Source organism: Yersinia sp. 22-579 (assembly GCF_030433455.1).
GTDB classification, from domain to species: Bacteria; Pseudomonadota; Gammaproteobacteria; order Enterobacterales; family Enterobacteriaceae; genus Yersinia; species Yersinia enterocolitica.
Window position 1 is genome coordinate 101,340 of the sequence record NZ_JAUJTZ010000005.1, and the last position, 22,638, is coordinate 123,977.

A 22,638-nucleotide genomic window follows, 5' to 3' on the forward strand; every position below is an offset into this window, starting at 1 on the left:
AGCCGGGCCTGAACAGTTCGGCTGTTTATTGCCTGAGTACGTTGGTTTCTAATCGCTATTTGATTTGGTCAGGAATATCCGGCTCAGCCAGTCACTGAACGTTCGCACCCGCGGTGATAATTGTCGATTGTGCGGATATAGGAAAGAAACCGGCATTGGGGGCGGTGCATATTCTGGCAGTATCTCAACCAGTGTTCCTGCGCATAAATCAGGTTCAACATGGTAGCGCGGCACCTGAATGATCCCGAGTCCGAGCCGGGCGGCAGCAACGAAGCTCTCTGCACCACTCACCGACAGAACTGCGGGTAATTTTACTGTTTGAATTTCAGGTATTGGGCGAGGAACCGGCCGTGGCGATAAACCTTCTTTTCTGGCAAAGGGCGCTAATGTGGTGTCGACACAAAACTCTAATGGCATCAATCCACCGGTTGCGCTGGAGCGAAATCCCACCATTTGGTGCCCGGTCAATTCAGCGAGTGAGTGCGGCGTTTCGTGTTGTTGCAAATAGCGTGGTGCAGCACAAGTTACCTGGGGCAACAGTGCCACTCGGCGGGCGACCATATCACTGTCTTGTAAATTGCCGACTCGCAATACCCCGTCAATACCCTCGCGAATCAAATCAACCAGCCTATCGCCTTCACTGATGAATAATTCGATATCGGGATATTGCATTATAAAATCAGGCAGTTGTGGTAACACAAAATGTCGAGCTAAGGTTCCATGCACATCTATTCGCAGTAAACCTCGTGGCTTGGCATTGGCAAACGCCATTTCAGCATCTTCTATATCAGCAATAATATGTAGGCAGCGCTGATAATAAGCCTCACCATCCAATGTCGGACTGACGTGTCGGGTTGTGCGCTGTAATAAGCGGACATTCAATCTCCGCTCAAGCTGTTTAATTGCATCCGTCACACTCGAACGGGGCAAATTCAAGTCTTGGGCTGTTTGGGTAAAACTGCGCTGTTCCACTACTCTGATAAACACACGCATTGCGTCAATTCTGTCCATACCATTGTTCGTTTTTTTCGGATAGTGTTGTCGAATAATAAGTGATTATCCGAATTGATAACAGTGGCATTATCTCTCTGGCGGTTAAGTGATCTGGGTTTTAATCATTGCTTACCGCCCATATAGATGATGAAACTCGTATTCAGGAGAATATTATGACAAATACCATTCAGCAGGTCGCGATTGTTACTGGTGCATCACGGGGTATTGGTGCGGCAATAGCCGAGCGTTTGGCTCAGGAAGGCTACACTGTCTTGATCAATTACTCTCGGGCTGATGATGAAGCCGAAGCTTTGGTGCGTAAAATTCAACAAGCGGGTGGCAATGCATTGAGTGCCAAAGGCGATATTAGCGATCCCGCCGCCGTAGCTCAATTGTTTACCAAAGCTGAAACCGCCTTCGGTGGAGTTGATGTATTAGTCAATAATGCCGGTATTATGTCACTCAGCACGGTTGCCGACAGCGACGATGAACATTTTGACCGCCAAATTGCCATTAACTTGAAAGGGAGCTTCAACGGCATGCGAGAAGCGGCGAGACGGCTCAGAAATGGCGGCCGAATTGTTAATTTCTCAACCAGTGTTGTGGGCTTAAAGTTGGAAAAATATGCTGTTTATGCTGCCACCAAAGCTGCGGTTGAAACGATGACGGCAATTCTGGCAAAAGAGCTGCGAGGTCGCGATATTACTGTCAATGCTGTGGCACCCGGGCCGACCGCGACTGATCTTTTCCTTAACGGAAAATCCGCTGAACTGATTGAAAAAATGGCGAAAATGGCACCATTAGAAAGATTGGGCACACCAGAGGACATTGCCGCGGCTGTGGCATTTTTAGTCGGAAAAGACGGCGGCTGGATCAATGGGCAAGTGTTGCGTGCTAACGGTGGGCTGATTTAACACTATTGTGCGAAGGCGTGGCGGGGCCAGGGAACGCCCCTGAAAGATAAGGAATAATAATTAATTGGGCTGCTATAAAAGTGTGGACTGTCATAAAAGCGTCATTCGCCTGTTCTAGTATCCGTTGTAACCAATCAATACAAATTGTATTACTGTTTTACAACAAGGAACTCTACTGATGCAGAACCGCGTATCCACTTTGTCCGGCATAGCGTTATCCACCCTGATACTGAGCAGCTCTCTGTTCGCCCCCAATGCTATTGCCGCCGCCACCGGTTTATACGATCGCAGCGCCCATGGTGATGTCACTCAATTTGGTGGTGCTCGCCGTTTAACTGAAGATCAAACTCAGGCTCTTCGTGATTCGCTGTCCAACAAAACAGTAAAAAATGTCATTTTACTGATTGGCGATGGGATGGGTGACTCAGAGATAACCTCGGCACGTAACTATGCTATGGGCGCGGGTGGTTTCTTCAAAGGGATTGATGCATTGCCGTTGACCGGACAATACACGCACTATTCATTAGATAAGAAAACCCAGAAACCAGATTATGTGACTGACTCGGCCGCGTCTGCTACTGCATGGTCTTCAGGTGTGAAAACCTATAATGGCGCTCTGGGTGTCGATGTATTTGGGAAAGATCACGTCACCCTACTGGAATTGGCTAAAAAAGCAGGTAAAGCTACTGGTAACGTTTCAACGGCGGAACTGCAAGATGCAACGCCTGCGGCACAATTTGCTCATGTTACTGGCCGCAAATGTTACGGCCCGGAAGAAACCAGTGAGAAGTGCAGCACTAATGCGCTGGAGAATGGAGGTCGTGGTTCCATCACCGAGCAAATGATTGAAGGGCGCGCCGATGTCACCTTGGGCGGCGGATCAAAATCATTCAGCCAGTTGGCTAAAGCGGGTGAATGGAAAGATAAATCTTTGCGGGATCAGGCACTGGCTCGCGGTTATGTGATTGTCGAAAACCTGGATGATTTGAATGCCATCAAACAAGCAGACCAACAAAAACCACTGTTGGGGTTATTCAGTTCTGGCAACATGCCGGTACGTTGGCAGGGGCCTAAAGCCTCTTATCACGGCAATATAGATAAGCCGCCTGTGGTTTGTGAAAATAACGCTGAGCGAACTCAGGGCACGCCCACCTTGGCCGTCATGACCGAAAAGGCCATTGACCTGCTCAAAACCAACAAAAATGGCTTCTTCTTACAAGTCGAAGGGGCATCAATCGATAAACAAGATCACGCTGCTAACCCTTGCGGCCAGTTTGGCGAAACCGTCGATTTGGACGAAGCAGTGCAAAAAGCATTAGAATTTGCCCGCGCAGATGGCAACACACTGGTTATCGTGACCGCAGACCATGCCCATTCCAGTCAAATTATTGAGGCTGATGCCAAAGCTCCGGGCCTGACCCAAGCTCTAACCACCAAAGATGGTGTAATAATGGCTATCAGTTATGGCAACTCAGAAGATGATTCTCAAGGGCATACCGGTACACAATTGCGCATTGCCGCTTACGGCCCACATGCTGCGAATGTTGTTGGTCTGACAGACCAAACTGACCTGTTCTTTACCATGCGCGATGCCATGGCAATTAAATAAATATCCGAACTTGTTGCTGAGAATCCCGGTGCAGTAGTGGCCGGGATTTTTTATTTCTAAACGTTGCCTCAACTTTCCGCACCACTAGTGAACCTTCATTTACATCACTGTCGCTTACCAATTGTTATAATTATAACATTATATTTGCTCTGGTTAAGGCCGTCACTCGGCAGATCTCACTTTCATTGATGCGATCATTGTCACATACATAACATTTCCTCCCTGTTAATGTTATTGCAATAACATTGAATGATAAAAAAATAGCATAGAGGAATGGACAATGGATATTGCAGTCATTGGCTCGAACATGGTTGATCTGATTACCTACATTGATGACATGCCACAAGTCGGGGAAACATTGGAAGCACCTGATTTTGAAATCGGGTGCGGGGGGAAAGGGGCAAATCAGGCAGTCGCAGCGGCCAGATTAGGTGCCAATGTCATGATGGTTACCTGCGTAGGAGATGATCTTTTTGCTGAAAATACCATTAGAAATCTGCAACAAGCGGGGGTGAATACCCAGCATGTTAAAGCTGTAGCCGGAACTTCCAGTGGTGTGGCTCCGATTTTTGTCGATAAGTCGTCACAAAATCGCATTTTGATTATTAAAGGTGCCAACAACCATCTATTACCAGCAGATGTTGACGCCGCCGCAGATGTCTTAAAAACCTGCCAACTGATTATCTTACAACTCGAGATCCCGCTGGAAACTGTTTACGCAGCCATTGATTTTGCGAGACAGAATAATATTAAAGTTATTCTTAATCCGGCTCCAGCCTCCAAAGCATTGGATATCGGCTACGCCTGCCAATGCGAATTCTTTATGCCAAATGAAACAGAACTGGCCATTCTGACAGGAATGCCAGTAGACAGTCTGGATAATATCTATCGGGCAGGGCGTAGTTTGTTGGATAAAGGCCTGCATAATCTGATTATTACTTTAGGGCATCGTGGCTCGTTATGGATGCATGGCGAAGAAATTCATCATGTTCCACCGGTCAGTGTTCACGCCATAGATACCAGCGGTGCGGGGGATGCTTTCATTGGGTGTTTTGCTCATGAATATGTCTTGCATGGCGATATATTAAAAGCCATGGAAATGGCATCAGCTTTTGCTGCATACAGTGTCACCGGTAAAGGAACGCAACGTTCTTACCCTGACGCGTCGCAATTTATTGATTTTTTAAAGACCCTACACCAAGGAAAATAAAATGCGCCTTAATACCGTTCAACTGCCCGATGGCTATTTAAATAAAACACCATTATTCCAGTTTATTTTGCTTTCCTGTTTATTCCCTCTTTGGGGATGCGCAGCCAGTCTGAATGATATTTTAATTACCCAATTTAAAAGCGTTTTTGCACTTAGCGATTTTGCCAGCGCACTGGTACAAAGTGCATTTTATGGTGGTTATTTTCTGATTGCTATTCCTGCATCATTAGTGATTAAAAAAAGCAGTTATAAAGTTGCTATATTGATTGGGCTAACACTTTATATTGTGGGCTGTACTCTGTTTTATCCGGCCTCTCATATGGCAACTTACACGATGTTTCTGGCGGCTATCTTCGCCATTGCCATTGGGTTAAGTTTCCTTGAAACAGCCGCGAATACTTACAGTTCAATGATTGGTCATAAAGACTATGCGACGTTGCGGCTCAATATCAGCCAGACGTTTTATCCCATTGGCGCATTGATGGGGATCGTGTTAGGGAAATATCTGGTATTCCAGGAAGGCGACAGTTTACAGAATCAAATGGCATCAATGACGCCAGAACAGATTCATGAATTCCGCCTCAGCATGTTAGAACACACATTAGAGCCTTATAAATATCTGATTTTTGTCCTGTTGTTGGTCATGCTGCTTTTTGTCATTACCCGTTATCCTCATTGCAAACCGCAAGGTGACAATAATAAAAAAGTGGCTCAACCTTCATTAAAAGAAACACTGAAATATCTGGCAGGAAACAGTCGCTTCAAAAAAGGCATTATGGCGCAGTTCCTCTATGTGGGAATGCAGGTTGCGGTATGGTCCTTTACTATTCGCTTAGCGTTGAATCTGGGCGCTTCTAATGAGCGAGATGCATCAAACTTTATGATTTACAGCTTTATCTGCTTCTTTATTGGTAAGTTTGTTGCCAACTTCCTGATGACTCGTTTTAAAGCTGAGAAAGTATTAATCGCCTATTCCATCTTAGGGGCGTTGACCCTGTTATATGTGGTATGTGTTCCTAACTTTACTGCAGTTTATGCGGCGGTATTTGTCAGTGTCCTGTTCGGGCCTTGCTGGGCGACTATTTACGCTGGCACTCTGGATACCGTGGATAATAAATATACCGAAGTTGCTGGGGCCATTATTGTCATGTCAATTGTGGGGGCCGCTGTCGTACCGGCATTGCAAGGCTTTGTCTCTGACCATCTGGGTTCAATGCAGCATGCTTTCGTGGTCTCATTATTGTGCTTTGTTTACGTAGGTTTCTATTTTTGGGGTGAACTGCGCAATAAGCAGCGAGTCAATGCGGCAACATTGGCAAATAATGAATCCTAATTAACCGGGGAGTAATCATAAATGACCGCCAAAATAATGCTGTTTCGTGAACAATTCAGCCGTCATGAGCAAGAAATTTATCACAGCGATAATTTTACTGTGACCAGTTTTAAATATGCATCAGGTATTGAAGCGTTAAAAATTACCAACTCACGAGGTTATGTCACTCTGTTACCTTATTACGGTCAGATGATTTGGGATGCAGAATTTGATGGTCACAATCTGAAAATGGATAACATGTTTTCTCAGCCTAAACGGGGGGAGAATATTGTCGATACTTACGGTTGTTTTGCTTTCCATTCAGGTCTGCTGCGCAACGGTTGCCCATCACCTGAGGACGACCATGTATTACATGGCGAAATGCCATGCGCAGACATGGATCAAGCCTGGTTACTGGTTGATGGTGATCGACTGGCACTGACAGGTAGTGTGGAATATGTAAAAGGTTTTGGTGACCACTATTGTGCTCAACCGCTAGTTCGGTTGACAGCGGATAGTGCACAATTCGATATTGAAATGAATGTCACAAACTTAGCCAGTATCGCTATGTCTCTCCAGTATATGTGTCATATGAATTACGCTTATATTCCAGGGGCCACTTTCCGACAAAATTTACCTGGCTCAGCTCTAAAACTACGTGAGACTGTGCCCGCACATGTTCATCCAACACCTCAATGGCTGCAATACACACAGCAATTACGGGAACGACCCGCGGGACTCACTGATTTAAATGAGCCTGAGTTTTATGATCCGGAAATTGTTTTCTTTGCCGATGATCTTTCACAATATATTGATAATGCCGAGTTCTTTATGCTGGCTCCGCAAGGACATCGGTTTGTAACACGTTTTTCAACTAAGCAGTTTAATTATGGTACTCGCTGGATACTGCATAATGGCGATCAGAAAGTGGCTGCTTTTATTTTACCGGCGACCTGTCGCCCTGAAGGTTATTTAGCCGCAAAAGAAAAGGGCACTTTGCAGATGTTATCACCGGGCGAAACCCGCCATTTTAGCGTAACCACTGGGGTGGTTTAATACCGATTGTTTTCTTTATTAAGGCGGGCAAGGAAGCCCGCCAGTTGTCATCACTAAAAACTAAAGCCGGCCATAAAACGTCATTCTGGCGCTTTCAGATAACGAAATATCGGGCTGTGCATTATAAGCTAAAACCACCAGCATTCGGGTGATATCACCCTGCGTCGGCGTCACGCGATGAATGGCATTTCTGCCGCGGAATAGGACTAAATCCCCCGGTTCAATGTGCAATGTTTTGGGCACGACTTGATGGTTTAATAGTGCTTCGACTCCGGAGTAATTCATCTCACCTTTATCGGCATCTCTCATCTCTTCAATATATTCAAACACGCCACCCGCCTGCGGTTTTTGTATTAATAAGGTGATGGCAAATGATGAATTATCAAAGTGCCAGCCTAATTCCTGACCTTGGCTGGCATAGTGTAAATTAATCGAAGAAAGAGAATCGGCATAGGGATAGAGCTGCTCTTCACCTAAGACGGCACAGAGAAAACCCTTAAAATCAATAGCGCCATAGAGTGTTCGCAGTGCAGAATCTGCGGGAATTTCCTCATCGGTAATACAGCCTTTTGATGAGATAATCAACCTATTCCGTGGGTGATCAGCGGCAAACTCCGGATCAGTTTTGGTCAGATAAACATTGTGTTGGTTAGCCGCGTAGTAAGCCAAATGCTTATGCTCAATACCTTCTTGCTTAATACTATTCAGGGCCTGTGGTAATAGAAAATTAGATAAAACCAAGGCACCGTAGGTTTCTAAGGTACTTTTGGATTGTGCAATGAATGCCGGGTCGTTGATCGGATGGGCAGTCATATCAATTATCTCAGCGAGTTTCTGCATATGTCCCCACAATTGTGTTAAATGTCACTTGGTTGCTACATCTAACTTGGTTGCCATATCTAACTATATAGGATTATTTGCAACCAGAATAATAATAAAATGTTATCGTCAGGTTGAGTTTAGCTATGGAGAAGGGAGTGAAGTATAAATATCTTTGCTAGCTGAATGCATAATGAACTGGCATAATTGGTTTATGACCGTTTGGGCACGCTTTCTGCCGGGTGCGCCGTTATTAAAATAAAATACGACTTATTATTTAACCTATAAATTGGACTTAAGTGCAATTTATAGGATACCTCTGTGGTTTTTACGGCGCTTAATTGGTGTAAAGAGTATCTGTAAGAAGAATTATTTATTAAAAATTGCCCTTAAAGGCAGAATAAAAATTATTATTTTAAGATAGGGGCATATAAACCATCGTGGCTAAGAGAAAATCTACTGGTACCGTCTGGGTTGTCCTACTGATCGTGGCTTTAGGGCTGATGACCGGGATCCCAAGAGAGGCGTGGATTGCACTGAGTGCGGCTATCTTATGCATGTTTTTTGTCTGGCAGAATCTTAGAGGAACCAAGCGGCCCGCAATTCCGTCGATTAATACCGATATGCAAAAAACCGCGGCGGTTCCGGATCTGGGCGATTATCAAATAGCTCCTTCGCAATTGGAATCAGAACAAACCATTGCCCCAGATGAAGCCAATAAGAAACCCACTGTTGATGAAGCAAAAAAAACCAAGGAAAAACAGCCTGATGTATCGCGAGGTTCTTTAGCTCGAGCATCATGGCTACGCCCTGGGGAGTTGGCGGTGGTTGCCGGAATAAACTTACCCGATGGTATGATTTATATTGGTAATAAATACAAAAGTAACCGCACCGGTGCAGAGCCAGCATTTATTAACCCATCAATGGATGTCGCGACAGAAGAAATAGATATCTCATTGCCGCTTATTGATAGTACACCGGATTACTCGACTTGTTCGCCTGAAGCGAGAAGAGGGTATTTACAGTGGTTAGCCGAAGGGCGCAAATCTCCCACCGCAGATATTGGCTATATTTTCTTATTTTTCTATGGCTTAGAGCATCGCGTACTCATTGACGCGGCTATCGACCCAATAGCAAAGAAAGAACTTCCTATTATTGAGGCTGAAATTAATCGCCTGCTAAATATTTATGGAAAAAATAACGCATTTAATCATTATGCACAGAATTTATTAGTTTATATTTCCCGAGTGAATATAGATGAGAAACTCTATCTCTCCGCGCCACCTGCAACTCGCGAAGCTTCAACTGAACTGCCGCTAGCTTTATTGGTTGGGTTGGGGCAATTAGCCCTTGATCAGAAACCACTCCCGGCACCATGGGCACTCGCATGGGGAGAGGCTGACCCGGCTATTAACCAAAATATCTCCATGGCACATTGTGCGGATGTTTTTGCTACTCTGTTCTGTCAGCGTTATCAGGAGCAGTATGGCGACGGATTTTTATTACCGGTTAATAAAACCAAGTTGCAAATATTCTATCGCCCAGCGTCAGCGGGTTTGATGGGGCAAGAGTTCTTCCAACAAATTGCCGATCTGCCCAATGTTGCTGTGTGTAAAGCGCATCGCGATAAGCTGCGAGCACTATTTGAAGCATGCCAACAAGAGCTTGATATTTATAACCGCTTTGCCAGTGTTAATCCGAAGAAAAAAATGTCACTGGAAGGGCAGTTATTAATGCCGGAGGCATTGTGGTCTGTGGCATTAAAAACTGAATTAGAGAATATCAAAGCCCGGGTCGGTTATGGGTTATTGATGGTCACATTGGGTGAGTTGTTTCTTCAACTCAGTACGGCCTGTGGCACCAAGCCATTAGAGCGCTTATCGCGCAGCCATGTTATGGCATTAACTTATGCATTAGCTTCTTTGCAAGTGGGTATTGAGCCTGATGTCCGGGCAGATAATCGTACCCCTGTATTACAAGATGCTGTTGCATTGTTTCCTATTGAATCGCTGGTTGCGGAGTCGGCAACCTTTGATACCTACCGTGTCACGATGCTGACTGTCGAACTTGCCTGTGCTGCGGTGATGTTTGATGGAAGTATCGCTGAACCTGAATCGCTAATATTGACCCGACACATTGATGCCTGGGGCTTCCTGAGCCCTGGTCAACGGATGCGCCTAAAGGCCTATTTGCAACCAGGTATTCGGAAAAGTAATACATTGCTGGCGCTGAAAAATAACTTAGAGCCGCTTTCACTGGAAAATCGCCGAATTATAGCGCGGTTCCTGGCTCACTTGATTCAGGTCGAAGGCACTATTACACCACCAGAAGTGAAGTTCCTTGAACGGGTATATAAACGTTTTGGTCTGGACAGTAAATTGGTTTATGCCGATCTTGATAGCCGTGCAACGCCAATGACATTAAGTCTACCTTCGGCGGCAATTGATGTAGTGACTGATGTCGATCGCGTTAATCTGTTGAAAAAAGAAAGTCAGGAGTTGGTAACATTACTTGAGGATCTGTTTGTTACGCCAACGGCTGCGGTACAAACCACGGAAGAAATTAATCCGCGTTCGATGGCCGCAATTACCGCTAATTTGGCTGATAGCGTGGTGACATTGTTAAAATTACTGATTTCACGTGATGCTTGGGAACGTGAAAAATTGCTGGATATCGCCGCTGATATGGAAGTTAAACTTGAAGACGCGCTGGTTGAAATTAACCGTAAGGTATTAGCTGCGTTTGATACCCCGTTAATTACCGGTGATGCCACTATTACAATAGATCGTGATATATCCGCTGCGCTGTTGTTATGAACAGTATCTAAAATACGCCTGGCTTGAGCTGGGCCGCAATACTCGCTACCATAGCGCGCCTAATAATGCCAAAAGTCAGAGAGACAATAGTAATGAAATACCAATGGATACTGTTCGATGCGGATGAAACTCTATTCCACTTTGATGCTTATCAAGGGCTAAAGCTGATGTTCTCGCGCTTTAATGTGGATTTCTCCGTACAAGATTTCGACCATTATCAGTTGGTTAACAAACCGCTCTGGGTAGATTATCAGGACGGTAAAATATCGGCAGCCGAATTACAACGCACACGTTTTGAGATGTGGGCTGAAAAGCTGGGTGTGACGGCAACTCGCCTGAACAGCGAGTTTTTAATTGCTATGGCCGACATCTGTTCACTGTTACCTGGTGCGCGTGAGTTAGTCGATGCCTTAAGCGGTAAAGTGAATATGGGCATCATTACTAATGGTTTCACCGAATTGCAGACTATCCGATTGGAGAGAACCGGGTTAAAAAATATTTTTTCTCCGCTGATTATCTCAGAGCAAGTCGGTGTAGCTAAACCCGATGTTGCTATATTTGAGCATGCATTCAATTTAATGAATAACCCAGCGAAAGAAAATATTTTGATGGTGGGAGATAACCTCCATTCGGATATTCAGGGAGGTATCAATGCAGGTATTGATACTTGCTGGCTTAATACTAGTGGCGCAGTGGTAGATGATAATATTGCACCACGTTATCAAGTCAGTTCACTGGCCGAATTACAAAAATTATTGTTGGCATAATTTAACGCGATTTCATGAAATAAGGGCGGTTAACGATATATTGTCGATACCGCCCTTATTATTTTCTCCATACCAGCCGTTGCGCCGGCCAGTATGGGTAAATGCGAATGCGCTATTACCGTTGATTAGCGACTAAGTCTTCAACTTGATCAAAAATAGGCATTTCTGAGTCAAAACGGCAAACCTGAAGTACGTCTTCGAGTTTTTCCAGTTGGCTTATCATTTGCTGCAAACGCTGGTCATCTAATACCTGCAACCAAATACGGCTCTCTTCGCCGCCAGCCAGTGGCATACACAATATCCCGTCAACGTTAAAGGCGCGGCGGGCAAATAAACCACAGATATGGGACATGACCCCAGGGTGGTTGCGTACTGTTAACAATAGCGTGACGCGTGCAGAAGAGACGAGTTGACCAGTCATATTATTCACCTCCAATCATATCGATATTTGCCGCACCCGGCGGCACCATTGGATATACCTTTTCATCTACATCAATCAGAGCATGAATAAGTACCGGGCCAGGGCGATTTAATGCCTCATGCAATGCGCTATAAGGATCACTGGCAGTATTGAGGTCACAAGTTGAGAAACCAAATCCTTCTGCAATATGAATAAAATTAGTGCGATAAGGGTAGTCTGCGGCAAAAATTCGCTTACCGAAGAACAGGTCTTGTTGCTGATGGACTAACCCGAGTGACTGGTTATTCATCAAAATAATCTTAACGTTAAGTTGCTCTTCCGCAGCCGTCGCCATCTCTTGAATATTCATCATCAGGCTGCCATCACCGGAAAAACACACTACTTTTGCTTGCGGTTTGGCCAGTGCGGCACCAATTGCCGCGGGTAAACCAAACCCCATAGTGCCCAGCCCACCGGAGGTTAACCACTGGCGGGGGCGATGCAGAGGATAGGCCTGAGCCACCCACATCTGATGCTGACCGACATCGGTGGTAATAATGGTTTCATCATCCAATGCGGCGGCGGCGGCACGAATCAAACCATAGTGGCACAGTGGATTTTCGCTGTTGGGCTGATTGAATGGGAATTCGCGCTGCATATCGCTAACCTTGCTACGCCATTCACTGCGCGTTTGTGTTTCGATCAAGGGTAGCAAGTGAGTTAATACCTGCTTGATATCCGCATTCATCGCCAAATGTGGCCGGCGAATTTTACCCAGTTCAGCCGGGTCAATATCAATATGAATGATACTGGCATCAGGGCAGAACTGTTCGGCTTTTCCGATAGCCCGATCATCAAATCGCGCACCGAGCACAATCAATAAATCCGCTTGTTGCATGATGAGATTGGTGGATCGCGCGGCATGCATACCTAACATACCTAATGATAATGGATGGTCAACCGGCATGGTGCCTAATGCCATTAGTGTCATGGTGGTGGGCAAACCGGCTTGTTCGGCCAGTTGTATAGCTTGCTCATGAGCTTCAGAACTGACGATTCCGCCGCCAAGATAGAGCACCGGCCGCGCAGCGCTGTTGATCATTTGCGCGACGGTTGCAATGGCAATAGGGTCAATCGGGCAGGGCTTATCGGCGAAGCCTGGCTCCGGCAGGTTATCAAGCTCGATTTCCGCCGTTTGTACATCTTTGGGAATATCAATCCATACCGGGCCGGGGCGGCCAGATTGTGCAATGCGAAATGCCGCCGGGATGACTCGTGTCAATTCGCTGATATCACGCACCAGATAATTGTGTTTGGTTATAGGGATCGATATGCCGTAGGTATCGACTTCCTGGAATGCGTCAGTACCAATCATTGAGGATGATACTTGTCCGGTGATGCAAACTAGGGGAATCGAATCTAGCTTGGCATCGGCGATTGCGGTAACCAAATTGGTCGCACCTGGGCCACTGGATGCCAAACAGACCGCAGTTTGTCCTGAGGCTCGGGCCATGCCCTGAGCCATAAAACCTGCGCCTTGCTCATGCCGCGCCAGTACATGGCGGATAATGCGACTTTGCCCCAGAGCATCATACAGCGGAAGCGCGGCTCCACCTGGAATGCCCGCAACAGTGGTAATGCCTTGCTGTTCCAGCAAACGAACTATTAATTGGGCGCCTGTATAACGCATGGTTATATCCTTCATCAGGGCCGGTAGCTAACAGAGTGGGGCTAAAAAGAAACCCCGCTCGGCTGGCGCCGGCGGGGTTTGGGAATCTTTCTGGATTCGGTACCCGTTACGGCGCGCTGCCGACCACTACCACCACCACGCGCACGACGACTACCGCGTCAACATGCGCGGCGTTTAGTAGAGCGAAATGGGCAGTGGAATAGTTCACGGGGTATCTCATCAATAAATGTTGTAAGTGTAATAAGTAAAATAAGTGTAGTGAGCCTTAAGAGATAAACACGCTTTTATAAAAGGTACAAGAGCGGCGAATAGCCAGAATGCAAAAATCGAAGATTGATCACAAAGTGATGCAAGATGATATCAAGTGAGTCAGTATTTAATTAACTGAAAAATAAAGGAGAACTCATTTCAGATAAAAAACCTTCCCAGAATTGCACTGGGAAGGGCGAAAAATAGGTTACAGCACCGCTATTGGCTGGATGGGTTTTAATATGGCAGCTAATTGTGCTTGATGCTGCTCGCTGATTTCACTGCTGGCGGAATAACCCTCATTGTGAATAATCATTTCACCTAAGCCTACCAACCAATCATAAATATAAAATGCCGTATTATTGGTGGGTGTGGGGGCCAATTTGGTCAGCCTTTGTGCTGCGCCTACCGGTGTTGCGGATGTCGGGATGCGCGCAAAAATCTTATAACCCCGGTTAATGCGGCTATCTGGCCGTTGAGTTTCACTGATTTGTAGGAATCCGAGCCAGGCCACGAAATCACCCAACACCGTCAGGGCGCGAGAGACTTGACGATCGGCCTTAGTGTCGCGATGCAAACTGATTTGCTCATTGTCAGCCAGTATTTTAACCAATTGCCCGGTGACATCTAATCGAATGCTGGCGGTTATTAACTCAGCGACTAGCAACTCAATAGTCGGTTTGGTGATCCCCAATAACTCAATGAGCGGCCCGTTATCGGGTAACTGCCGTAGGTGATTAACCCAGTAGCGTTGCACATTCGCGGCATATTGAGTTTCATCATCCCCACCAGACTGCATAGCAGTTGGCGTCGGTTGTTCTGGTGATAAAGATGCGTCGCTAAACAAGTCAATATCAATGCCAATACTGAACGGATCGTGATGACTGTCACCAGCGGTTATCAGCTCAGCAACCCGATTTTGTTGTTGCAAATACAAAGCCCGCAACTCATCGTGCGCAGGTAATAATCGCTCCAGCAACTCACCATGCAGGCCGGTTCGGGTTTGCAGTGCTTTAAGCAACGTTTCTGCGATGCGCTGCTTTTGTTGTGATTCATTGGTGACTGGCTGATACCAACTGGCCAGCATGTTCTCAGTCAATTCGCGTTGCAGTTCATTAAGCTGCTCGGTGATGCGTTCGGCCTTAATATCACGGCGAATTTCTTGTGTCAGATAACTCACCATGCGTTCTATGCCGCGAGTATCCAATGCCAGCAAGGTACCCCAACTGCTATCACCGGGCTGACCAACATAGCGCTGTACCGCTTCGTCATGGTTTTTTGCACCATCTGAAGCTTTTGCGCCATTAGAAGCAATACGCTGGTCGAAAGGTGTTAGCGCCCAGATAAGGCCAGGATTACGGCGCGAACGCACTTGGGCATTTTCGCCCTGAGACTGTTTAACCCAATAATCCAGTGACTTACCCGCAGTTTTAACGTCGCTACGGTGACTCACGGCATTGCAGACCAACAGCATATTGATTTGTTGCCTCTCCGTATAACGCTCAAGGAGATAGGCGTTTTTTGCCCATGATAACGACGACGCCAGCGCATAGGGCGAATGCGATAATTGCGTTGGCGTATCGAATTCATCACCAAAATCAGGAAAATCTAATAATTCTACCGATTCGAATACATTTTCAGTGGCAGACATCCGTAATGGGATCTGTAGTTCCACTGCTAAAAATGTTAACTCAGCTAGTGACAATGTCACCGATTTTCCGGCAAGAGTTTCTTTCAAGGGTAGTACTTGAATCTGAGTATCAGCAGGGGTGTTCAGATCATTGAGCGTGGCGACATTCATAATGCCGTTGGCAGGCAACAACATGTCGTCGACTAACACACTTAGCGGGGCCAGTAATTGTGGTGCGCTATCCAGATGCTGTAATGTATAGGCAAAATGACGATAAGCATCCGTCAATGGCTGCGATTCGGCCCACAGCAGCGAAAATAAACTAGCCCGATCATCAATTCGTAAATAAGGTGCCAATTCAATGGCGACCGGCCAGAAGTGCGCTTCCAATCTCTTTTGGCGCGGTGCATCATGGCGAACCAGATAATCCCAAAGGCTAATGACATCATCAGGGGTTATCCCGGCAATCGCAGTCTGTTGCTTGCGCAGCGTCAATTGCTGGAGATGATCGGTAATATGTTGCTCACTCAGTGAGTGCTGCACCACGTCTTGCTGACTATCGCGCAGATACGCGCCCACCACTATTTTGACCAGTTCAATTTCATTCAGTAGCGAAAGTTGTACTGGATAAGTTTCATGATTGATAGCCACCTGGTGGCTAAATCGCGTCACCAGACCACTGGCTTGGTAGCCGGGTTTAATTTGCTGCCAAAAGTTAAGTGTCTTTCCCGCCAGGGTGGTTTCCAACTGACCGTTTTCATCGGCAATCAGCGCTGAAATCAAATGCTGTTTTCCGGCAGGAGATTGTCCAAAAAAGCCAATACTCATTGGTGTTAATGACATTTCAGCCAGATGGCGTGCCTTATTACGCTGGCGACGCAGTTTGACGGTCAGTTGATCAGCTTCAATATCCAAACGAATGGCATGTTGGCGCGTATTGTTAATCCAATCAATCGTCTGATCAATGCCTTGTGTAACCTGTTGCAACTGGCTATTGAGCTGTCGGCTGGTTAATGATTTCATTTTTTAAATACGCTCCCACTATCAATCCAATAATGGGTTGATGCTGAACCATTGCTGGCTAGTGTGTTTAATTTAAGACGCAGATGATGTAGTGGAACACGGCTGCCATCTTGCAGTACCGCATCAGCTATCTCAAAACGTTCCGGGCTACTGTTTTTATCAAAGCCAGTTTTGTCAAAGCCAGTTTTGTCATCACCTTTGACGAGTTTCAATCTGACATACAAGGCACCGTCTCCAGCAACTTTACGCGCCAGTTCTTGATCGACAATCGATAAGGTATAGAGCGGGGATGCTTGCCAGCGGTCATTATCAAGCTGGCGGAACCCCAGACATGATGTGCCTCTGACCTGAAAGCGCACGTCAGATGGCAGGGTAAAATCCGTACTATCAAGATCGATATCGCGATAGTAGACATTTTCATCGGTCAGGGCATCATTGCTGTCCAGCATGCCAAGATAGCGGATGGTCGAATAAGGCTGGAAGTCACCGGCTTTGAAGTAAAAACCGGCTAGCCGTAAATCGAGTGACAACAAACACAGCATTGCCCCCACCGCAGCGGTGGATTTAGGATTATCGATTCGGCCCTGTTTGTTAAATGGATACCAATCGTTGGTATGGTATCCATCCAGCGAAAGAATACGGTTATTCGGCAGCGGCTGTAAGTGGCGGAATAGGGCCTGAATGCCTGGGAAGCGCGAAGGGCGCCCCGTCAATAACAACACATCGCAACTGTAGAGCGATACCACTTCGGACAGCGAACGCAGGTTTTGAGTAATACTCATCCGGTTAGATAAAAACTCGCCGTGCAATTTACTTAATTTCAATACCAGCGGCACCTGCAAGATATCAAATGCCCCAGCATCGGCGGCCAGTTCACGCTGAACTTCGCTGTTAATGTATTCCAACACCTTCGATGTTGGTTGCTGCGATAATAGCTCACCAAAGCTGGCGTCGATCTCTGCGTTGGTATCCAGTGGGTCAAAGCTTTCATAAGCTTCCAAAATAGCTCGGCCTACTGGCATAAATATCTGTAAGGTGGCTTGCTGACGTAACGCCGATTGCCCATCCATTCGGCCATCATTACCGAACAGCCTATCCATCAGCGCATCAGTATTGGCAATAGCAACTTTCTTCAGCCGAGCCTGTAGGGCTGGCAAAATATAGAGCTGAATAACATCCAGCAAAATATCGTCACCCGCGACTTTAAACCCCTCGCGGAACAGTAGACGCGGGCTGATTTTGACATTATTGCCCATACCATCATCCAACCAGTATTGCGTAATGGCTAGATCCGTGGTGCCGCCACCAATATCAATTGAGGCGATTCGTAAGGTTTTCCCTGCGGTTTCGCCCGACTCCAGTTGCTTGTCTGGCCGTGCCATGCTGGCAAAAAACGCGGCAGTACGCCCACCGAAGTTAACCTGGGTTTCGTTATACAGATAAACCATCTGACCACAGGTGGCTTCATCCCATTCCATCTGAACCGTCGGCACCAAGACCAGGCTTTTAGCGCGGTCTTGCTCAGAGACCTGTTTTTGCTCAAAGATAAAATTATCATCTGCTGGATGCCAACCCATGGATTTCCACACCAGTGCAATAGCTTCATTCATCCGACGGCGGAAAATCTCCCGCTCGGGTTTGGGCATGGCTGACGGCAGAGTGAGAATAATGGCCCGCAGCTGGCGCGGGGCGTTGGCATGAGTCATTTTCAAGCGCTGTGCTGCGCTGTTTATTTGCATCAGCGCCTGTGCCAGTAGCTCCGATAACATAAATGTCATCAATGAACTACGGCTATAATGTGGCGAAAATACTGGCAGCCGCTCATCAACTGGCACGCTGTACAGGGGCTGGCCGTCATCATTCACCAGATGGGTCAGCGGCAATGCGGTGGCTAAGGGTTCATGTAGTTGCGCAGTTTGCGTTTCATTGAAACGCCAGCCTGGGGCATAGGTTTCTTCATCCCACAAATAGCGGCGTGGGCTAGAAATACCGGTAGAACCTTCGGTACCCAATCGGTGCAGCGCCATACGGCTGGCTTCATTACCGACACGAGTAATAGACGGCCAGACAAAAGCATCATCACGGCCACTTTCTACTGAAAAATTCTGTTTACCGAACTTAGCTTGAGCGAACTCAACCCGGCTCTCAAACAACTCATTATAAAGGTGGTGAGGCTCACTCAAATCGCGGATTTGTAATTCATAGGTTTGTTTCAGACCATGGCTTTCGTCGCTACTGTCTTCCACCAAAATACCGCAGGTATGAGAGTTACCGACATCAAGAATAAGGTCGACATTCACTGCGGGTTCTTGCAGGGTGCTGGTATTGATTTTGATCTCTGGCACACCCACTTGGCTGCCCAGTAATTCCAGTAAATTAAGATAGTGGGCTTGATATTCAAACTCGCGCAGCGATGCACTAATATGGCGAGCGGTGCGTTCTTCTTGCTCAGAGGCTTGCTGAATAAAGACTTCGCGTAACCAGCCATCCACCCAGGTCAAATCAAGAAATTCGGCTAATTCTTCATTATGGTATGCCAGCGCGAAACTTAATCCGGTTTTGATATCGTTTTCATTGGGCGCGAGATATTCGTTAGCATGACCTTCAGCGTAAACCTTGGTATCAAAAGCAAGGGTAACCCGTAAGGTATTGCCATCTTGATCAGGGCTATCCAACACTAAAATTTGTACTCTGGCCCAATTATCCGGCCCATTAGTGAAGCTGCGCGGGGGATTAAAACGCAGGAACGGTAGGGGGAGCCAAATTTTATTCAGCAGCTTAAGTGACTGTTCCAGCGGGAAGCTAAATTCCGGTTTTACAATCTCAGGGGCCGCGCCCGGTACCATCAGTGAATATTTGCCATTATGTTCATGGTAATTCAGCCGTAATAGCGGGCCATTGGCACTTTTGCGTACAAATTTATTCGGCAATTCGCTATCAAATTCAGGTTTTAATGCGAAGTCCAAAAACTGGATGCCACTATTCTGAATCAGCGAAATTTTCTGTTTATAGTCAGTGATCGTTGCCAGCATAATATTATTTAGTCTCGCGCTTCATCGTCATTGGAAGTGTGGTATTGGCATCATAACGGCCTTTGCAATCAGCAATACCGGTAAGACCTTGCTTACAGACGATCTCAGGCATTTGATATTTTGAACCATCACTACACTGCGCCCTATAGCGGCTGTTAATCACCAAATTCCCCGACTTCATGAGTCCGGCGGTAATATTGGCCTGACAGGTGACGTTGTCACCGTGGGTAATTTTTACCGTGCCTTTACCATTCTTAATCTGATATTTCAGGCTCGGTGCTCTACCGGTCTGGGCGGCTTTAATATCGGGGCTGACGCGCCAGTTGCCATTAAGGAAGGCGGTCGAACCCACCTTGACCGCATCGAACGGGAGGATCAGCGCACTCTTGCTCTGTGCGGCAGTTAACTCTGGTGCAGCAACCGGCTGTTCTACTACGACAGGTGCCGGGGGAACAATAGTGGCATGTTCTAGCGGGAGTTTTGGCTCCAACTGCGGCTGAGTCATCTTGATAATCGGTGTGCTGGCTTCAGGCTCGGCTTTATCTTTAACTGCCTTATCTTCAGCCACCTTATCTTTAGTCACCGCAGGCTTAACCTCTGGAGCCGCTGAAGCACTTTCCGGTATTCCGCCACTGAATTGCACGAATAAGGCGATAATTAATGCCACAACGGGCAATGCCCAGCTAAAGCGCAGCCAACGAGGTGTCTTTTTCTCAGGCAGCGACGGCGGTGCGGGTTCTGGCGTCGGCTCGATGGCTGGCGCAATGTCGACTGGCGGTAGTGGTTCGCTAATCGCGGCAACCGGCGGCGCGACCGGTGCAGGTGGTGCAACGCTCAGTGGTGAGAACGTCGGCTCAATAGCTTCAGCCGTTTGTCGTAAGCAATCGAGTGGGTCAGTTCGTGTTTTCTGATCCTGACTGACAAATCCCCAAAAAGTCAGTACCGGTTTGCCTGCCACTAGATAAACATGATTCTGATCGGGAAATTGCAGGGTTTTGGCCAGTAACACACCGAATAACCGCTGAGCGGCTTTATCTGATTTTTGGGCACGCTGACATAAATCATTGGCACTGGAGAGGCAGGCAGACAGTTGTTTTATCGCGGATTTTCGCTCTGTGGTGCTGGCTGCAACCCAAGAGGTGACTTTACCTTCAATTGGCGCATACCAGTCAATACGGTCACCTTGTTCATTGAGCTGAGGGATCGCCAGGCAATCGGCAATCGGCTGCTGTTTCTTGAGACGCAATGCCTCTCTAATCTGAAGTGCAGCAGCATAAACCGGTTGTCCGTTTTCGCCCAACGCCAGAATATCGTCCAAACTACCACTGCGTAAAAATGATTTCGCCACGCAAAAAGACCTTTTCAAAGCAGAAAATAAAGTGTTATCTGCGACAGCGACTATTTTAAGATCAGCGAAGGGGAATCAAACGCGGGAATAAGTGGCAAAATGGGGCGTTGTTTACCAGTAAAGCGGGTTCTCAGGAGTTACCCTGCAACGAAACTGGTTTTTCCGTTACAGGGTATTATTGACTGACCCAAAGACAACAGACGTGACAACACCTTTTGCAATAGCAACATTTAATCAATTTTGGCACGGTAAAATAGGTTGGAACGCCGCATTAAGTCAGCTATATTTTTAATATAAATAAGTTACTTTATAAATAAGCTGTTTTATAAATAAGTTGTTTTATAAATAAAGTGTCATGTCAGACTCTCAACCTGTTTTGTTGTTTGTCTTCTGGCCACAATACCTGCGGTAATAAAAGTGAGCAGGGCGGAGAGCAAACCGGTAACAATCCAAAATATTGATAATGTATGGAAGTTATAAAGTGTTTTGCCTGCTTCTATCACGGAGGTTTTATCAATAATAACCCCAGTAATAAACTCACCTAACCCGGCACCAGCATAGCTGGCAATGCCAATCGTGCCCAGCGCTGCGCCGGCAGCCTTCTTGGATGAAATATCAACGGCAATCAAGCCGCCAAGAAAACAGGTTAATGCACCTATTGTGGCACCGAAAATAATCATCGCTAGTATATCGGTATAATGATTTCGAGGCATAAATATCATTAAGGCAAAACCAAACGTATTTAATAAACCTATTATTCCGGCCATAACACTGCGATTACGCGGAAAGAATTTGTCTGATAAAATACCGGCGATAATAGTGCCAAATATACCGGCGATAGCATTTACCCCGATGATGCCTGATGCTTCCAGCGTGGTATATTGTTTCGCTTGTTGCAGGAAGAAAATACCCCAAGAATTCACCGCATAGCGGTCGATATACATAAATGCTGAAGCTAATGCGAGTGTCCATAATGCCGGATTACGCAGTGACCAAAGTTGGCTTTTCAATACTGAGGTTTTCTCTTCAGCCACACTTTCTGGCTCATTTCGAATCACACTGATAGGCGGGTAGCTGGCGCTTTGTGGCGAGTCAGTCATAAACAGCAAAATCAGGACAATCCCAACCACGCCCAGCATGGCGGTGGTGAAATAACCAAACTGCCAGCCAAAACCGGCAATAACAGCAGCAATAACCATATAGGTGACAGCCTCACCAATATTGTGTGCCGTTGACCAAATGGAGTAAAACGTTCCCCGTTCTTTATCGCCATACCAACGGGCTAATGAAACCACACAAGGGCCAACTCCCATTGATTGCGCCCAGCCATTAATACCCCAAAATAGTGTCAGCAGTAGGGCATTGGTAGTGGTGCCCATCATAAAGTTCATACCGGCACTGAGCAGCAGCCCCAAACTCATAAACCGCACGACATTGGCATGGTCAGCAATAAAACCATTAACTAACTTACCGATGGCGTAACAGAAAAACAGCGCCGAACCAATCATGCCCAATTCGGTTGGGGTGATGCCAATTTCCACCAATGCACTCTTGGCGACGGTAAAAGAGAGACGGCAAACATAAAACATCACATAAGCCACCGTCATCGACAAAAACGTGCCCCAGCGTAGAGTGATAAACTTCTTCTCATTAAACACCCCTTGCGGGGCTATCGCCGGTGCAGCTTTAAAGAAAGCGAAAATACCAGACATAATTTCACTCCAAATAGCGGATAAGCAAAGTGCATGCTGATTAAGCATTCTCCCGAGA

At 46.5% G+C, this 22,638-nt stretch carries 16 protein-coding genes; 7 read left to right on the top strand and 9 right to left on the bottom strand.

Annotated elements, in window-relative coordinates:
• Positions 1-48 precede the first annotated feature (48 nt).
• Positions 49-1,011, bottom strand: a complete 963-nt coding sequence (locus QSV56_RS07740; RefSeq protein WP_019079397.1) for a LysR family transcriptional regulator — start codon at positions 1,009-1,011, stop codon at positions 49-51.
• Between the two features lie 155 nt (positions 1,012-1,166).
• Here QSV56_RS07740 and QSV56_RS07745 point away from each other — a divergent pair, with 155 nt between their 5' ends.
• The 5 genes from QSV56_RS07745 to QSV56_RS07765 all read left to right on the top strand — a co-directional run bounded on the left by QSV56_RS07745 (position 1,167) and on the right by QSV56_RS07765 (position 7,094).
• Positions 1,167-1,907 carry an SDR family oxidoreductase gene (locus QSV56_RS07745; RefSeq protein WP_046050938.1) on the top strand — a complete coding sequence of 247 codons (741 nt, stop codon included), beginning with the start codon at positions 1,167-1,169 and terminating at the stop codon, positions 1,905-1,907.
• Between the two features lie 178 nt (positions 1,908-2,085).
• Complete coding sequence (gene phoA, locus QSV56_RS07750) at positions 2,086-3,516, top strand: alkaline phosphatase (protein WP_050121828.1); 1,431 nt, start codon at positions 2,086-2,088, stop codon at positions 3,514-3,516.
• Between the two features lie 280 nt (positions 3,517-3,796).
• The gene (gene rbsK, locus QSV56_RS07755) at positions 3,797-4,726 is read left to right on the top strand and encodes a ribokinase (RefSeq protein ID WP_019083098.1); all 930 of its coding nucleotides are present in this window, start codon (positions 3,797-3,799) and stop codon (positions 4,724-4,726) included.
• Position 4,727: 1 nt separating this feature from the next.
• Positions 4,728-6,059, top strand: coding sequence for an L-fucose:H+ symporter permease (gene fucP, locus QSV56_RS07760; RefSeq protein ID WP_019079401.1), 1,332 nt, complete (start codon positions 4,728-4,730; stop codon positions 6,057-6,059).
• Positions 6,060-6,080: 21 nt separating this feature from the next.
• Entirely contained in the window at positions 6,081-7,094 is a 1,014-nt protein-coding gene (locus tag QSV56_RS07765) for an aldose 1-epimerase family protein (RefSeq protein WP_046050936.1), read from the top strand.
• 60 nt (positions 7,095-7,154) lie between these two features.
• Here QSV56_RS07765 and QSV56_RS07770 read toward each other — a convergent pair whose 3' ends face one another.
• Positions 7,155-7,934 carry a 2OG-Fe(II) oxygenase gene (locus QSV56_RS07770; RefSeq protein ID WP_301211784.1) on the bottom strand — a complete coding sequence of 260 codons (780 nt, stop codon included), beginning with the start codon at positions 7,932-7,934 and terminating at the stop codon, positions 7,155-7,157.
• Positions 7,935-8,353: 419 nt separating this feature from the next.
• Here QSV56_RS07770 and QSV56_RS07775 point away from each other — a divergent pair, with 419 nt between their 5' ends.
• Together QSV56_RS07775 and yjjG are read left to right on the top strand one after the other, a co-directional pair.
• Entirely contained in the window at positions 8,354-10,729 is a 2,376-nt protein-coding gene (locus QSV56_RS07775; RefSeq protein WP_019083101.1) for a TerB N-terminal domain-containing protein, read from the top strand.
• Between the two features lie 92 nt (positions 10,730-10,821).
• Positions 10,822-11,496 carry a pyrimidine 5'-nucleotidase gene (yjjG, locus tag QSV56_RS07780; RefSeq protein ID WP_019083102.1) on the top strand — a complete coding sequence of 225 codons (675 nt, stop codon included), beginning with the start codon at positions 10,822-10,824 and terminating at the stop codon, positions 11,494-11,496.
• 115 nt (positions 11,497-11,611) lie between these two features.
• Here the strand turns inward: yjjG and ilvN are convergent, their stop codons facing one another.
• From ilvN to QSV56_RS07810, 7 genes are all read right to left on the bottom strand, one after another.
• Positions 11,612-11,917, bottom strand: coding sequence for an acetolactate synthase small subunit (ilvN, locus tag QSV56_RS07785; RefSeq protein ID WP_019083103.1), 306 nt, complete (start codon positions 11,915-11,917; stop codon positions 11,612-11,614).
• 1 nt (position 11,918) lies between these two features.
• A complete protein-coding gene (gene ilvB / locus QSV56_RS07790) occupies positions 11,919-13,586 on the bottom strand; it encodes an acetolactate synthase large subunit (RefSeq protein WP_019079406.1) in 1,668 nt (555 codons plus the stop codon).
• A gap of 106 nt (positions 13,587-13,692) precedes the next feature.
• Positions 13,693-13,806 (bottom strand): ilvB operon leader peptide IvbL, encoded by a 114-nt coding sequence (locus tag QSV56_RS21945; RefSeq protein ID WP_005178915.1) that lies wholly within the window; start codon positions 13,804-13,806, stop codon positions 13,693-13,695.
• 237 nt (positions 13,807-14,043) lie between these two features.
• A complete protein-coding gene (locus QSV56_RS07795; RefSeq protein ID WP_301211789.1) occupies positions 14,044-16,488 on the bottom strand; it encodes a putative virulence factor in 2,445 nt (814 codons plus the stop codon).
• Entirely contained in the window at positions 16,485-19,520 is a 3,036-nt protein-coding gene (locus QSV56_RS07800; RefSeq protein WP_301211791.1) for a virulence factor SrfB, read from the bottom strand. Before QSV56_RS07800 ends, QSV56_RS07795 begins: the two co-directional genes overlap by 4 nt.
• A 4-nt stretch (positions 19,521-19,524) precedes the next feature.
• Positions 19,525-20,868 (bottom strand): SrfA family protein, encoded by a 1,344-nt coding sequence (locus QSV56_RS07805; protein WP_046050931.1) that lies wholly within the window; start codon positions 20,866-20,868, stop codon positions 19,525-19,527.
• A gap of 353 nt (positions 20,869-21,221) precedes the next feature.
• Complete coding sequence (locus QSV56_RS07810; protein WP_013649894.1) at positions 21,222-22,580, bottom strand: MFS transporter; 1,359 nt, start codon at positions 22,578-22,580, stop codon at positions 21,222-21,224.
• Positions 22,581-22,638 lie beyond the last annotated feature (58 nt).

Excerpts from the sequence above, each read along its gene's own strand:
- phoA (WP_050121828.1), top strand. The coding sequence starts at position 2,086 with ATGCAGAACCGCGTATCCACTTTGTCCGGCATAGCGTTATCCACCCTG.
- QSV56_RS07795 (WP_301211789.1), bottom strand. The coding sequence starts at position 16,488 with ATGAAATCATTAACCAGCCGACAGCTCAATAGCCAGTTGCAACAGGTT.
- QSV56_RS07800 (WP_301211791.1), bottom strand. The coding sequence starts at position 19,520 with ATGCTGGCAACGATCACTGACTATAAACAGAAAATTTCGCTGATTCAG.
- ilvB (WP_019079406.1), bottom strand. The coding sequence starts at position 13,586 with ATGCGTTATACAGGCGCCCAATTAATAGTTCGTTTGCTGGAACAGCAA.
- QSV56_RS07745 (WP_046050938.1), top strand. The coding sequence starts at position 1,167 with ATGACAAATACCATTCAGCAGGTCGCGATTGTTACTGGTGCATCACGG.
- QSV56_RS07810 (WP_013649894.1), bottom strand. The coding sequence starts at position 22,580 with ATGTCTGGTATTTTCGCTTTCTTTAAAGCTGCACCGGCGATAGCCCCG.
- ilvN (WP_019083103.1), bottom strand. The coding sequence starts at position 11,917 with ATGACTGGTCAACTCGTCTCTTCTGCACGCGTCACGCTATTGTTAACA.
- QSV56_RS21945 (WP_005178915.1), bottom strand. The coding sequence starts at position 13,806 with ATGAGATACCCCGTGAACTATTCCACTGCCCATTTCGCTCTACTAAAC.
- fucP (WP_019079401.1), top strand. The coding sequence starts at position 4,728 with ATGCGCCTTAATACCGTTCAACTGCCCGATGGCTATTTAAATAAAACA.
- QSV56_RS07740 (WP_019079397.1), bottom strand. The coding sequence starts at position 1,011 with ATGGACAGAATTGACGCAATGCGTGTGTTTATCAGAGTAGTGGAACAG.
- rbsK (WP_019083098.1), top strand. The coding sequence starts at position 3,797 with ATGGATATTGCAGTCATTGGCTCGAACATGGTTGATCTGATTACCTAC.
- yjjG (WP_019083102.1), top strand. The coding sequence starts at position 10,822 with ATGAAATACCAATGGATACTGTTCGATGCGGATGAAACTCTATTCCAC.
- QSV56_RS07770 (WP_301211784.1), bottom strand. The coding sequence starts at position 7,934 with ATGCAGAAACTCGCTGAGATAATTGATATGACTGCCCATCCGATCAAC.
- QSV56_RS07765 (WP_046050936.1), top strand. The coding sequence starts at position 6,081 with ATGACCGCCAAAATAATGCTGTTTCGTGAACAATTCAGCCGTCATGAG.